General features: G+C 46.8%; 14 protein-coding genes and 1 other RNA gene. 5 read left to right on the plus strand and 10 right to left on the minus strand.

All coding sequences use genetic code 11. The features are described from left to right. Window positions 1-57: 57 nt before the first annotated feature. The 3 genes from ABD014_RS02590 to ABD014_RS02600 form a co-directional block, all read right to left on the minus strand. Window positions 58-450, minus strand: a complete 393-nt coding sequence (locus ABD014_RS02590; protein WP_343857074.1) for a DUF1499 domain-containing protein — start codon at window positions 448-450, stop codon at window positions 58-60. A 171-nt stretch (window positions 451-621) separates the two neighbouring features. Continuing rightward, window positions 622-811: non-coding RNA, 6S RNA (gene ssrS / locus ABD014_RS02595), on the minus strand. An 84-nt stretch (window positions 812-895) separates the two neighbouring features. Beyond that, entirely contained in the window at window positions 896-1,708 is an 813-nt protein-coding gene (locus ABD014_RS02600) for a YesL family protein (RefSeq protein WP_343857076.1), read from the minus strand. Window positions 1,709-1,903: 195 nt separating this feature from the next. Here ABD014_RS02600 and ABD014_RS02605 point away from each other — a divergent pair, with 195 nt between their 5' ends. Continuing rightward, a complete protein-coding gene (locus tag ABD014_RS02605) occupies window positions 1,904-2,035 on the plus strand; it encodes a YjcZ family sporulation protein (protein WP_229521000.1) in 132 nt (43 codons plus the stop codon). A 71-nt stretch (window positions 2,036-2,106) separates the two neighbouring features. Here the strand turns inward: ABD014_RS02605 and cshA are convergent, their stop codons facing one another. Further along, window positions 2,107-3,669 carry a degradosome RNA helicase CshA gene (gene cshA, locus ABD014_RS02610; protein WP_343857079.1) on the minus strand — a complete coding sequence of 521 codons (1,563 nt, stop codon included), beginning with the start codon at window positions 3,667-3,669 and terminating at the stop codon, window positions 2,107-2,109. Window positions 3,670-3,972: 303 nt separating this feature from the next. On the opposite strand from cshA, the gene ABD014_RS02615 reads away from it, so the two are divergent. From ABD014_RS02615 to ABD014_RS02630, 4 genes are all read left to right on the plus strand, one after another. Next, a complete protein-coding gene (locus ABD014_RS02615; protein ID WP_343857081.1) occupies window positions 3,973-4,794 on the plus strand; it encodes a YitT family protein in 822 nt (273 codons plus the stop codon). A 186-nt stretch (window positions 4,795-4,980) separates the two neighbouring features. Continuing rightward, the gene (locus ABD014_RS02620) at window positions 4,981-5,175 is read left to right on the plus strand and encodes a hypothetical protein (protein ID WP_068780509.1); all 195 of its coding nucleotides are present in this window, start codon (window positions 4,981-4,983) and stop codon (window positions 5,173-5,175) included. A 131-nt stretch (window positions 5,176-5,306) separates the two neighbouring features. Continuing rightward, on the plus strand, window positions 5,307-6,686 hold the full coding sequence (locus tag ABD014_RS02625; protein ID WP_343857083.1) for an MATE family efflux transporter: 1,380 nt from the start codon (window positions 5,307-5,309) through the stop codon (window positions 6,684-6,686). Between the two features lie 13 nt (window positions 6,687-6,699). Next, window positions 6,700-7,152 carry a peroxiredoxin gene (locus ABD014_RS02630; RefSeq protein ID WP_343857086.1) on the plus strand — a complete coding sequence of 151 codons (453 nt, stop codon included), beginning with the start codon at window positions 6,700-6,702 and terminating at the stop codon, window positions 7,150-7,152. A gap of 388 nt (window positions 7,153-7,540) precedes the next feature. Here ABD014_RS02630 and pfkA read toward each other — a convergent pair whose 3' ends face one another. The 6 genes from pfkA to ABD014_RS02660 form a co-directional block, all read right to left on the minus strand. Then, window positions 7,541-8,512, minus strand: a complete 972-nt coding sequence (gene pfkA, locus ABD014_RS02635) for a 6-phosphofructokinase (RefSeq protein WP_068780401.1) — start codon at window positions 8,510-8,512, stop codon at window positions 7,541-7,543. A 55-nt stretch (window positions 8,513-8,567) separates the two neighbouring features. After that, complete coding sequence (locus tag ABD014_RS02640) at window positions 8,568-9,647, minus strand: tetraprenyl-beta-curcumene synthase family protein (RefSeq protein WP_343857090.1); 1,080 nt, start codon at window positions 9,645-9,647, stop codon at window positions 8,568-8,570. Window positions 9,648-9,906: 259 nt separating this feature from the next. Then, window positions 9,907-10,899, minus strand: a complete 993-nt coding sequence (glpX, locus tag ABD014_RS02645) for a class II fructose-bisphosphatase (protein WP_343857092.1) — start codon at window positions 10,897-10,899, stop codon at window positions 9,907-9,909. Window positions 10,900-10,954: 55 nt separating this feature from the next. Beyond that, window positions 10,955-11,773, minus strand: a complete 819-nt coding sequence (locus tag ABD014_RS02650; RefSeq protein WP_343857094.1) for a pyruvate, water dikinase regulatory protein — start codon at window positions 11,771-11,773, stop codon at window positions 10,955-10,957. A gap of 27 nt (window positions 11,774-11,800) precedes the next feature. Beyond that, on the minus strand, window positions 11,801-12,445 hold the full coding sequence (locus tag ABD014_RS02655) for a helix-turn-helix transcriptional regulator (RefSeq protein ID WP_343857096.1): 645 nt from the start codon (window positions 12,443-12,445) through the stop codon (window positions 11,801-11,803). A gap of 268 nt (window positions 12,446-12,713) precedes the next feature. Beyond that, window positions 12,714-13,730, minus strand: a complete 1,017-nt coding sequence (locus tag ABD014_RS02660; RefSeq protein ID WP_343857098.1) for a LacI family DNA-binding transcriptional regulator — start codon at window positions 13,728-13,730, stop codon at window positions 12,714-12,716. Window positions 13,731-13,767: the final 37 nt, after the last annotated feature.

Raw genomic sequence — 13,767 nt, forward strand, 5'->3', positions numbered from 1 at the left:
AAAGCGAGTAAGGAGGAAAACCTCCCTGCTCGCTTTTTTTGCCCCCTGTTCCGTCAATTACGCTGTTACTTTATAGGCAGCCAGCTTCTTGTCCAGTACGGCGAACAAATGAAGAACATTGCGGTAGTTCGCCCCCAGATCCCCCATCGAACCTCGGGTTGCAGAATAGACGTCGACAGCTGTACGGACAGGCCCCGTGGATACAATAGATACGGTAATATCCATAACCCGTCCGAATTTGGTGCGCTTCTCCAGCGTAATCTCCCCTACGTTAGGGACCTCATGCAGCACTTTATATCCGGGAATTTTCTTCAAAGTTGAGCTTATTTCTTCCCAGGCATTTTCCCTGGATAATTGATAATATCTCGTCTTTAATTCAGGTGTCTTCGCACGATCACTTGTACCTTCGTAGCTGCGAAAAATCCCGACTAATGTTCTTTTTAGCGACAACCTGCTCTTCCTCCTTCATAATAGCGGCAAGAAATAGTAAGTATAATTTATATTATAGTGTAACATCGATTGAAGAACAAACAAAGTCGAATCCGGGAAGAAGACAAATAAAAAAGGCACCTTGAGGACTCTTTTTCACAAAAAATCCTTCAAAGTGCCGCATACAAATATGCAAGACCCGCCTATGCCGTCCGATTATCGTGTCTCGAACCTGCCTTAGCAGGTGGGTGACCGCAACGACGCTTTTGAAGTCCCCTAATCCGCTGGATAGGGCCTTTCAGCTGCGGCGTAATATGAGTCTCCCGAGACTTTGTCATTGGTTCAAAACAACAATTAACCGAAACGTACATCGCAGGACGTATTAACATTATAGAACTTCTTAATTCAATTGTAAACTTGACATTATTAGCAAATCGATAGATCAGCTTGTCCGAGGAAAAAAGGATCAGTTCTTCTCTTTGTCCTCTCCTTCAGTCAACTCAGCAACCACCGATTCAGCATCCTCACCCGCTTCACCATCGGCCTGTTCTGTTCCTTCTTCCTCCACCTGACGAAGTCTCTCTACCTTCTCCTGCACTTTCGTGTAGGCGATGTTAAAGTTGAAGTAAGCCATCCAAGCAATCAATGTGGCAAAGCCAAAAGGAATCAGCCAGGTGAACTTCAAGGTAATGAACCCAATCACCACTGCAGTAAGGAACGTGGACAGTGTGCGGAAAGGTCTGAGAACCGTAAGCAAAATAGCATTCTTAATTAACATTTTAACTTTCATATGAAAATGAGCTACTAAGGAGAAGAAATTAAATAAGGACAACAAGATGAAAAATAGTAATACAAGCATAACGATGCCAAGAATCTGCATATTCTTAAATTGCTTCATGTACACTTCGTAGTCAACATACATGATAACGATCAGGAGCGTGTAGAAGATGCCCCCCAGCATACTTTGCTTGTAATTATCCTTGTAACTTCTAAAAAACAGTTTAGTAATGCCAAGATCAGTCTCGCCCATCACCCATTTCCGTGTCACCGAGAATAAAGCCGCAGTTGCAGGAAATAGTGTAAACGGTGCCAAAACCGCCATGGGCATGTAAATTTCAAAGGGTATAGGCATGTTTGTCGAAGCAACGTAGTTAAGCCCCAGAACTAGGAGCAATAGAATCGGCGAAGAACATACCACCCAATATAAATTACTGCCGGCAATTCGCATAATCCACTCTGTAATCTTGTATAATCCACCCATTAAACCTTTGGTTTCCAAAAAAAATCTCCCTCCATCAGTAACAGAATCTGTCTATAGTTATAACTATACATGATTCATGGCCGACTATCCAGCGCCTATTTTGTTCATACCTAGGTAGAAGTCTAGACTAGTTCATCCACCCAGCATAAGATATACCGTAACTTTCAAAGCTTAGGCCTGAACATCTTCTAATTCATAAAAGGAGGTTATTCCATGTCTGGTGTTGTTGGTGGATTCGGTAGTTGCGGAAGCTGCGGTAGTTGCGGTGGTGGATGGACATCTACAGGTACGATTTTAGTATTGTTCATTCTGCTCGTGATTGTAAGCCGGACCTTTTTGTATTAATTATAACAGCAAAAGAAGACGAAGATTTCCTTCGTCTTCTTTTGCTATTCCAAACGATTCGTTAACTAAAATTACTTATCGGAGAAGCTGCCACCATTCTTTGGTCTGCGTTCGCCGTTATTGTAATTAGAACGCGGCTTGCGATCGGATGAACTACCGCGATAGGAATCGCGTCCGCCTTCCTTGTTGTAACCGCCCTTGTAGCCACCGCGATTGCCGCCCTCACGGTTGTCGCGGCGGTAACCACCACGGTTACCGTAACCGGAAGGCTTACGTCCGCTGGAACGGATGTCAGGATTACGACGCTTCACACGAATCGGCTCTTCCGGAGTCAATTCGATGGACGTCTTATCATTCTTCTCACCGGTAATCAGCTTGAATGCTGCAGCAAGCAAATTGACAGAGTCGTATTGCTCCAGCAATTGAATCGCAATGCCTTTATATTCTCTAAGTTCTCCTTCTTCTACAATCTCAAGGATTCGCTCAGCTGCAATCCGTTGCTTACCTTCAATTGCTTCTGCAAGAGTAGGCAATGGCTTGCGGGTAATCTTATGACGAGTAATCCGCTCGATGAAGTGGAGATGGTCAATCTCCCGTGGAGTTACGAAGGACCAAGCTGTCCCTTCTTTACCCGCACGGCCGGTCCGGCCAATACGGTGTACATAGCTCTCCGGATCCTGCGGCAAGTCAAAATTGACAACATGCGTTACGCCGGATACGTCCAGGCCACGAGCAGCCACGTCGGTAGCAACGAGCACGTCGATGCTTCCGTCACGGAATTTACGCATGACATTGTCGCGTTGATTCTGAGACAAGTCGCCATGTAGGCCGTCTGCAGAGTAACCCCGTTTTTGCAAAGCTTCAGACAACTCGTCAACACGACGCTTAGTACGTCCGAATACAATCGCAAGCTCAGGGGATTCCATATCGAGTAAACGGGAAAGAGCATCAAATTTCTGACGTTCATTAACCTCAATATAGGCTTGATCAATAAGCGGGGCGCTTACCTGTTTAGGGATAACAGATACATGCTCAGGATTTTTCAAAAATTGCTGTGCCAGTTTCTGGATATTTGTTGGCATAGTCGCGGAAAATAACATCGTCTGACGTTCTTCGGGGACAAGCTTCAGAATCGATTGGATATCTTCCATGAAGCCCATATCGAGCATTTCATCGGCTTCATCCAGTACAACAGTCTGTACATCGTCGAGCTTAATCGTCTTACGATTGATATGGTCCAACAAACGTCCTGGGGTACCGATAATGATCTGCGGCTTCTTCTTCAGCGCACGGATCTGACGAACAATATCCTGTCCGCCATAAATTGCCAAGGAACGAGTTCCCTTGAAGCGAGCGAGCTTGCCAATTTCCTCTGCAACCTGGATGGCTAATTCACGGGTAGGTGTCATAATGAGAGCTACGATATGCTCTTCATCTTTCGAGATTTTATTGATAAGCGGCAAACCAAAGGCTGCGGTCTTTCCTGTCCCTGTTTGAGCTTGTCCGATCATGTCTCTACCGGTCATCGCAATCGGGATCGATTTAGCTTGAATCGGGGTCGCTTCCTCAAATCCAAGCTCCGTTATAGCTTGTAATACTTTAGGCTCTAGGCCAAATTCTGAAAATGTGTTCAAATTGTCCTCAAACTCCTTCTATATAGTGGACATTCCACCTTCTTAACTGTATTCTTAAGTAGCGTTTAATCTGTTTATAGACTGTCCAGTCAGCCCGAAAAAGTTACATAAGCTCTGGATCAAAATAAGCATCTGACGACAAATCAACCTGAATTCTACTGGCCATTTCACCGAATATATGGACCATCAAAGTGGAAAGAGATCCCTACTCAAGAATATCTCAAACATTATAGCATAAATCATTTCATAAATACCAGTAGAATGCAGGTTGGTATACTACTTATTATTAGAGGAGGATTTTTAGTGTTAAAGGAAATTAGGAACTGTGTCATCATCTTGATCGGGGCGGCATTCATTGCCTCAGGCTTCAATCTGTTCCTCGTTCCCCAACATCTTCTGAGCGGAGGGGTATCTGGACTGGCTATGCTGACAGGGTACTTCACGCCATTTAGCATAAGTACAATGTATCTGGCCTACAATGTCCCGCTGCTAATCCTCGGGTTATTTCTGCTGGGCAGACGGTTTATCGGTCTAAGCATCCTGTCCGTTGCCGGAGTTACGCTGATGATGGCGCTCATTCCAGAGAGAGCTCTGGCTTCCGATACGCTGCTCTCGGCCGTCTTTGGCGGCGTGCTCGTCGGTTTCGGCAGCGGTATTTCCTTCCGTGTTGGCGGTTCCTCCGGCGGCTTCGACATTATCGGCTCAGCCGTTACCCGTTACCGTGATTTCCCAGTCGGAACGATCCTCGTCTTCTTGAACGGTATCGTGATTCTGGCGATGGGTTACCTGAACGGCAACTGGAATTTGGCCCTTGCCTCGATGGTGTCCATTTATCTAACCGGCAAAGTACTAGATATGATTCATGTTAGCCATAATAAAGTTACTCTGTTCATCGTAACCGATAAGACCGAGGAGCTATTGAAGCAGCTTCTGGCTCGTCCGCGAGGGGTAACAAAGATTAAGACCGAAGGAGCATTTTCCCATAAAGAGAAAGATATGCTTATGACCGTTACGACCATGTACGAGCTTACTGAATTAAAAGAAATCATTAAACAGACCGATCCTGCCGCCTTCGTCAATATTGTAGAAACGACAGGCGTAATGGGCTCCTTCCGCAGACGCTGAACAGACACAGGTCTATTGCTCACGCCGTTCCAATTTTGCAGCAATGTGCTATAATAATGACAAACGGTTCCTTAGATAATCTCATAAATTTTTCTGCCTTCGCTTTACCTGATTTCATAAGCTCGTGCTTTTCCGATTTTGAATGATTCGTAATTAGAATGATTCTAGGAGGAAAGGGTGATTGAAGTGGAAATGGAAACGGTAAAACTGGCACAAATTGTTAGAAAATGGTTTCCGGATATGCTGCCTTTCTTGGATCAAAAGGAGCTTAACTCCATGATCATCCTCCGCGATGGTCTGACCATTTTGGAACCGGAAGATGCGATGGAGATTATCCAGTACAGCATATGTGAGCATCAAAATTCAGCATTTCTTCATTAGAATGAAATGTAACTGCATCACCAAGCCGTTTCTTTTGCTTGATAGCAGAGGAAACGGTTTTTTGCGCATTCAACACATATAAGATTTACTACCTTACTTATTGCTTGCTGCCATGAAATGGGGTCTTGAGAATGAAGGAAACTTATACTTTAAAGCAAAAATACATGCAGTTTCTGCATATTCTTATCCCGATTCTAGTTACGCAGATTACGATGTCATTAATGACCTTCTTCGACACGATTATGTCCGGCCATGCCAGTCCCGCCGACTTGGCGGGAACCGCCATCGGCGCAAGTCTCTGGGTTCCAGTCCAGACCGGCTTAAGCGGCGTGCTGATGGGGATCACTCCGATCGTATCTCAGCTCATCGGGGGAGGCAAACCGGACAAGGTTGGCTACAATGTCATGCAAGCCTTGTGGCTCGCAATTGCGGTCGGAATCGTTGTGCTCATTGCTGGGGGATTTCTAATTTCTCCTATTTTGAATAAAATGGGATTAGAGCCCAAAGTACATCATGTCGCATTCTATTATCTCGTTTCGATATCAACCGGTATATTGCCCTTATTTGGATACATTGTCATTCGTTCATTTATTGATGCTTTGGGACAAACCCGTGTGTCCATGGTTATATCCCTGATCTCCCTGCCCTTGAATATCGGAGCTGGATACTTGCTCATCTTTGGAAGGCTCGGTTTTCCGCGATTGGGCGGGATCGGTTCAGGCATTGCCTCGGCCTTTACTTATTGGTGCATCTTCCTGATCGCTCTTTGGATCGCGCATAAGGCTCAGCCGTTCGCTTCGTACCGAGTATTCGGCAAGCTGCACCGTATTTCACTGGAGAAGTGGAAGGAACTGATGAAGCTCGGCGTACCGATTGGCTTCTCGATGTTTTTTGAGACAGCGGTATTTGCGGCGGTTACATTATTAATGAGTCGCTTCGATACGTTGACGATCGCCGCCCATCAAGCGGCCAACAACTTTGCTTCTACCTTGTATATGCTTCCGTTGAGTATTTGTCTGGCGCTTACCATCTTGGTCGGATTCGAGACGGGGGCGGCCCGGCTCAAGGATGCCAAACAATACGCTGTCATCGGGATCAGCACCGCGATTGGATTATCGCTCATCACCGCTATGCTGCTGATGCTGTTCCGCAACGGTGTCGCAGGGCTGTACTCCAGTGATAAGGCTGTTATTACATTGATTACTCATTTTCTAGTCTACGCTATATTCTTCCAGATTTCCGACGCCATTGCCACACCTACTCAAGGCGCATTGCGCGGTTATAAAGATGTGAATCCGGCATTCTGGATTAGTCTGCTAGCCTATTGGATCATCGGTTTGCCGCTTGGAATCGTTCTGGCCAAATATACAACTCTCGGTCCATACGGCTACTGGATCGGACTGATCTCTGGACTTGCTGCCGCTGCTGTGCTTCTGCTTCACCGTCTCTATGTCGTACAGCGAAAAATTGCACAACGAATGATACAGGTTGAACAATCACATGGATCATGAAGGAGTGTTCTCTATGCTGAAACCGGGTGAACAAGCCCCTCTCTTCCAGGCAGACAGTACACAAGGCAGCATCGATCTTACAGATTTGCTTGGACAGAAGCCAATTGTACTTATTTTCTATCCGATGGACGAGACACCGGGATGTACGAAGCAGCTCTGTGCTGTACGTGATGCCGAGTCAGAATATGCCGAGAGAGGAGCCGCTGTACTAGGTGTGAATCCCGCCTCCAAGGACAGCCACGAGAAATTTGCTGCCAGGCAAGGCTACCGCTTCCCGCTGGTTGTGGACGAAGGCGGGGCCATCCGCCGTCTCTATGGAGTAGGCAAGTCGCTCGGCTTCCTGACCCAGCAGCGAACCGTATTCGTCATCAACCTGGAAGGCAGAATCGCCTTCGCGGAGAAGGGCCTTCCCTCTACCGAGGATATTCTGGCAGCAATCGATAAGCTTTCTACGGAAAAAGCCTGAATAGGTTTACTTCTACTGCGCAAGTAGCAGCGGATTTTTTAGCAACTTAGGAAAACTAGATGAAATGATCCGAGCTGGCGGTCGATTTCCATTTTCTAACTCTAACGAAACTATGACACGCTATTTACGCGAAAATGGGGCTCGTTTAACTCTAACGAAACTCCATATCGTTATTTAGGCGAAACAACAGCCTACCTCTGCAAATTTTGCTAAATAACGATATCCTGTTTCGTTAGATTTTTTTATAGTCCTCCTTGCCCCGAATAACGATTGTCAGTTTCGCTAGAAGCGGAAATAATCAAAAACACGAGATTCCTTATACGGAACCTCGTGTTTTTTTATAGTTGAATACCTCAGAGGCCTCAATTATAGAAGTAAATTTTGGAGCTTATTGAGACAAGCGGGAAGCCAATTCGTACATTTTCATGTCAAACGGCTTCTTGGTCGCTACAACTTTCTCAATGTCAGTCAATACCATCTCGCCGCCGATCATGCCGCAGGCCTTGTTCGATTCGCCAGCAATCAGGCTGCGTACAGCGAAATCACCAAGTCTGCTCGCCAGGTTGCGGTCGAATGGAGTCGGGCATCCGCCACGTTGAATATGTCCAAGCACTGTTGCTCGTGGCTCCAAGGATGGCTGGCGTTTCTTGATCGCTTCAACCACTTCTTCGCCTTTGCCCACTCCTTCAGCAACGATAACGATGCTATGTCTCTTGCCATTGTCAAAGTTCTGTCTCATACGGTCAGCTACTTCGTTCAAGTCGAACGGTACTTCAGGAACGAGAATCGTCTCAGCGCCAGAAGCCAGACCGGAATAGAGAGCGATGTCGCCAGAATGACGACCCATAACTTCAACTACCGAAGCACGTTCATGGGAAGACATCGTGTCACGCAGTTTGTTGACAGCATCAACGACAATCCCTACCGCAGTATCAAAACCGATGGTATAGTCGGTGAACGAAATATCATTATCAATCGTACCTGGCAAGCCCATCGTCTTAATACCCAGCTTGCTCAGCTTCTCAGCACCTTGATAGGAGCCGTCGCCGCCGATAACGACCAGGCCGTCGATTCCGCGATCGCGTAAAATTTGCGCACCCTTCTGTTGACCTTCAGGCGTTCTGAATTCCAGACAGCGCGCCGATTGAAGAATGGTGCCACCGCGTTGAATGATATCACCGACGCTGCGAATGTCCATGGAGAAAATATCATTATTCAAGAGGCCTTGATACCCTCTTTGAACTCCGAATACCTCCAAGCCATAATACAATCCACTGCGTACAACGGCGCGTACTGCTGCGTTCATGCCCTGGGAATCTCCACCACTGGTTAGGACTGCGATTTTTTTAACTGCTGACATGATGATTTCCTCCTAATAATTAATAAAACTTTAAATAACCTCTCTAATGCGTAAATTACAGGCGTTTGCGGATCCACTTACTATTGGCGAAGAAGAACAGCCTCATCAGTGGGCTCCTTTTCATCAAACGCTTAGAAACATCATAGATTTCCTGCTGCTGGCTTACCTTAGGATCTGATAAATACAGCGCCAGCAATCCTTCGATAATCATTCGATGAAATGACGATGCAGGAAGCTTCTTAATGTCATGGCGAGCACCCTCTACAATGTAAGCTATCCGCTCCAGCATTATTTCCTTGCTGTCATAGTAACTGCAGAAATTCAGATCCCCGCCAATCTCATCTTCCTCCTGATCAATCAAATAATCAAGCATAATATGTAGACCACAAACATGCGGGAAGTAAGCATCGCGAATTGTCTCGGCGCTGCCTCGATCTAACTCCTCGTTACTCGCTGCCAGAAAAAGCATAAATACCCCTAATGTCGAGCCAGTGGCTGCAGCGAATTCGTTCCACTGTAAATGAGGGGTACGTTCCTTGTGTTGATCCCACCACTGGATAAGGGCATCTTCACGAAGACTCGGCTTAATATGCTTGTAAACCTGAAGATCGGTATACAGTCCGACGAGATCCTGAATATAGGGCTTAGCCGCATAATATCCCGGCAGTAAAGCGATATTGTCCCGGCAAGTCTGGACAAGCTGGTGCAAATACCCCCGATCATCCTTCTCTTCACGCAAAGCATAATAATCTTCAAGCTCAGTCTCCGGATTCACTGCGTCCAGCATGCTTTGATGCAATAAACGAAAATCGTCAGCATTCATTGAAGTACTTCGATCACATAAATTATCTAAATAATCGCTGATCGTTTGAAAAGCAACAATCAATGGAATTAAAATATGTCGTTTCGGCAAATTCGCCGCTGCATATACTGCCCCACCCTGACAATGAAATTCCTTTGTCTGAATGCTGGCCAGCGCCTGCTTTCTCAGCTCTGGATCAGGAATCTCCCCTGCGACCTTCCTCCAACCTTCCAATTCCTTACGAACATCCGGAAGTATAAACTTATACACCCGGCTCATTAGCCTTAACGGCTCGCGCGGGAACTGGTTACGGTCCTGCTCAAGTTCAATCAATGGCCTGCCTCCACAACGTTGATAGATCTAACACGGTCCATCTGCATACTGAAAACCATTCTAATTATAATATGTTCCATCTTATTGTACAAATAAACTAAATCACATACTTCAACTTTTAGATAAATTTCGTGCTATACAAAAAAAATCGGAGGAACCTGACTAGAAGCAGTCAAGCTCCTCCGCAAATAAACGGAGTTTAAAACAAAATAACAATTACATTGGAAAAGATACTTCGGCCGGAATCGGCCGCTTGTTGCTACATGGCTTCAGCATGTCTGAAGCCCACACCCAAATCAATGCCCTTGCTTGGCAGGTAATGAATGCTACGGATATACCGGATCGTACGACTCTGCGCCCGCATAATAACCGAATGAGTCTCGGCCCGATCATTGCCGATAAATCGTACCCCAGTCAGAAATTCACCGGTACTTACGCCGGTTGCCGCGAAGATCACATCGCCAGTACCGACCATATCCTCCATGTGCAGGACCCGCAGCGGATCGTCAAGCCCCATCATATGACAACGCTGCAGCTCAAACGGCCCCTGCGGCAGGAGTCGGCCCTGCATCTCCCCACCAAGACATTTGAGAGCTGCAGCGGCCAGCACCCCTTCGGGCGCACCGCCGGAGCCCATGTACAGATCCACTTCATTGTCAGGCAGCGCAGTAGCTATCGCTCCGGCTATATCGCCATGATCGAGCAGCTTCACGCGTACGCCCGCTTGACGCAGACTGTTGATCAATCCTTGATGACGTTCACGGTCGAGCACCATAATCTTAAGCTCGGATATTGCCTTGCCCGTAATCTGGCTGGCTTTCTGCAAGGTAACATCTACTGGATCTTCAAGACTTAGCTTGCCGGCCAACTGCGGACCACAAGCCAGCTTCTCCATATAAATGTCAGGAGCGTGCAGAAGGCTCCCTCTATCCGCGATCGCGATAACAGATTGTGCATTCTCCAGACCGCGGGCGACAACCTCGGTCCCCTCCAGCGGATCAACCGCCACATCTACGGAAGGTCCTTGCTTGTTCCCTACCTTCTCGCCGATATAGAGCATAGGTGCATCATCCATCTCACCTTCACCGATGACCACCGTCCCGTCAATCGATACGGAATCGAACATGGAACGAATAGCTGTGGTAGCAGCCTGATCAGCAGCATTCTTATCGCCTCTACCGATGAAGCACGCGGAGGATAGAGCCCCCATTTCAGTTACACGTACGATCTCCAAAGCTAATTCCCGTTCCATTTGATTTCCCCCCAGTTAATAACGATTTAATATGATTCCTTCTGTTAATTCCCTATTAATCTTCCGGTGAATCCGGAATGTGACCCATAATAATTCCAGCGGTCTCTTCAATTGCCTTGTTCGTCATGTCAATGACCGGGCAGCCTAGCTTGGCGTACAGTGCCATCGCATATTCTGTCTCTTCGCGAATCCGCTCAAGACTAGCGTATTGGGAGCCCTCAGGCAGCCCCAGCATCTTGAGCCGCTCGGAACGGATCTTCAGCATATACTCCGGCTTCATCGTCAATCCGATCACCCGATTAGAAGGAAGACTAAGCAGTTCCTGCGGTGGTCCAACTTCCGGAACAACCGCATAATTAACCACTTTCTTGCCCCGATGAGCCAGAAAAATACTGAGTGGCGTCTTCGAAGTCCGTGACATCCCAAGCAGCACGATATCCGCCTTCAGCATCGCTCCAAGATCACGTCCATCATCACAGGCGACCGTAAATTCGATCGCCTCCATTCTGCGAAAATACTTATCATCAAGCTGATGCAACAGACCTGGCCGCTCCTGCGGCGAATCATCAAAGGTATCGATAAATGCCTGCATCATCGGCCCCATAATATCGACGATCCTCAGGTCCAGGCGGACAGCTTCTTCCCGAATCATCTCCCTCAGCTCGGGTTGAACAAGAGTATAAGCGACGAATCCGTTAAGCGGGGCCGTCTCCTCCATCAGCTTCCGCAGTTCATCCTCGCTTCTTACATTGCCGTAACGGCGAATGGTAACGCGCTGATTCTGGAACTGATGTATTACAGCCTGAACGACGGCATCCGCCGTATCCCCGATTGAATCAGAGACAATCGTAACATAATGCGAAGCTTGCTCCATTCTCCTTCTTCCCCCCGGTCTCACCCATTATCCATTGGCTTCTACTTCTAATATACATTTAATGATTGAGGCTTTGGTCAATCTACCCACTAAGTCAGGTCCTGTACCTTCCTGCCCCTTCTCACTCTGAACGACAACAGGTAAGCTATCCACTTCATAGAAAATCATCTTATGCGCCGCATCGAGCACCGAGTCCTCAGGAGACACTGTGACTACCTTGGACTGTCTGGTCATTACCATGCTTACAGGCATCGATGCCGCAGCAGGATTTCCTAACGTAACCTTAAGAAAATCCTTGCGTGACGCAACTCCGGCTAACTTGCCGTCAGCATCACAGATCATAAGAGTGCCCACATCCTGCAGGAACAGGGTCACAACAGCATCTTGAATTGTCGTAGCCTCACGGATAATAATCGGATTACTCTGGATATCCTTGACCTTGGTCTCCTTCAGTAAATACCCTCCTGATAGCCGGGCCACAGCCTTCTTACCGGGGAAATACCCTACCTTCGGTTTCGCATCGATATATTCAAGCATGACTAGAATGGAGAGGTCGCTTCGAATCGTCGGCCTGCTCAGATTCAGGCTCTCCGCTATTTGTTCACCGGTGATCGGAGCCCTCTTCTTCACGATATCGATTATTTCTAATTGACGAGATGTCAGTTCAATCACAGGTTCCCTCCATTTCCGAATGCTAACATTACCTAATATGACACTCTTATCGTAGTATATATATCCCAATAGCAGTTATTCGGATATGTATTCCCAAGAGATAAATATATAATACACAACATTAACCGAATAATCAATAAATAGTATGTCATATATAAAAATATAGGCAAGCCCCATTTTTAATTTGAATATGTAAAAAAATGAAGCCATCCCCGAGTTGAGATAGCTTCATCTTTATGTACCTTTTATGAAGGATAGCGTCCAAAAATTAATTCGATATTTTCCTAAGTGATGATTCCTTAACAACCAACTCTGCATTCAACACAAAAAGTCTCTGATCGGCCAACCTGTTGTCATTAATCTGATCAATTAATTTCTCAGCCAGCACCGACCCCATCATGTATAGAGGCTGCTCCATCGAGCTGATTCTCGGCACAACATAGTTCGTCAGACGAATATTGTCTACGCCTACGACTGCCAATTGCTCAGGGATCGATATACCCATCTCGGCACAGGCCTTATATACGCCAAGCGCCATCTCATCATTGGCAGCAAATACTGCGGTGAAATCCTCTCGCTGACTCCGCAGTCTCTTGAACGCCTCATATCCGCCATCCTCTGAAAAGTCACCGTTCTCCACCAAACCCTGTTCAAATGGAATACCCGCCTCTTCAAGAGCTTGGATGAATCCTTCCAACCGTTTGATACTGTCGGTAGCTTCCGAGTAACCGCTCAGAAAGGCAATTTTACGATGTCCTTGTTCGGTCAGATGGAATATAACATCTCTGGCCAATGTAATGTTGTCTGTGAATGAGCACGGAATCATCGGATGCCCCACCTCCCGCCCAATTACAGCAAGACGGTAACCATCCTCTGCATAAGAACTTAATTCCTCATCTGAGAGACTGGGGGTGACCATAATTAGAGCGTCTACCGTATGATTGATCAAAAATGATAGGAACTCCAGCTCCTTCGCCCTCTGATTCTGAGCATCGCAGATCAGCACTCTATAATGGAGAGAGTTCGCCATGTTCTCGATCCCTTTAATAATCTCCGCATAGTAAGAGACGAGTACATCCGAGACTACAACCGCTAGTGTCATCGTCTTGCGACTGCGCAGCTGCTTGCCCATATTGTTGGGGATATACTCCATCTCCCGAATGACCTGCATGACCCGCTGTTCTGTCTTGGCATTCACCAGCTTGCTCCCGTTCAATACGCGCGACACTGTGGCCGGCGATACATTCGCCCGCTTCGCCACATCGATAATTTTAATATCCTTCATTGCCTCCGGCTACCACACTTTCATTGGAAAATACCAA

Source organism: Paenibacillus motobuensis (assembly GCF_039521865.1).
Taxonomy (GTDB): domain Bacteria; phylum Bacillota; class Bacilli; order Paenibacillales; family Paenibacillaceae; genus Fontibacillus; species Fontibacillus motobuensis.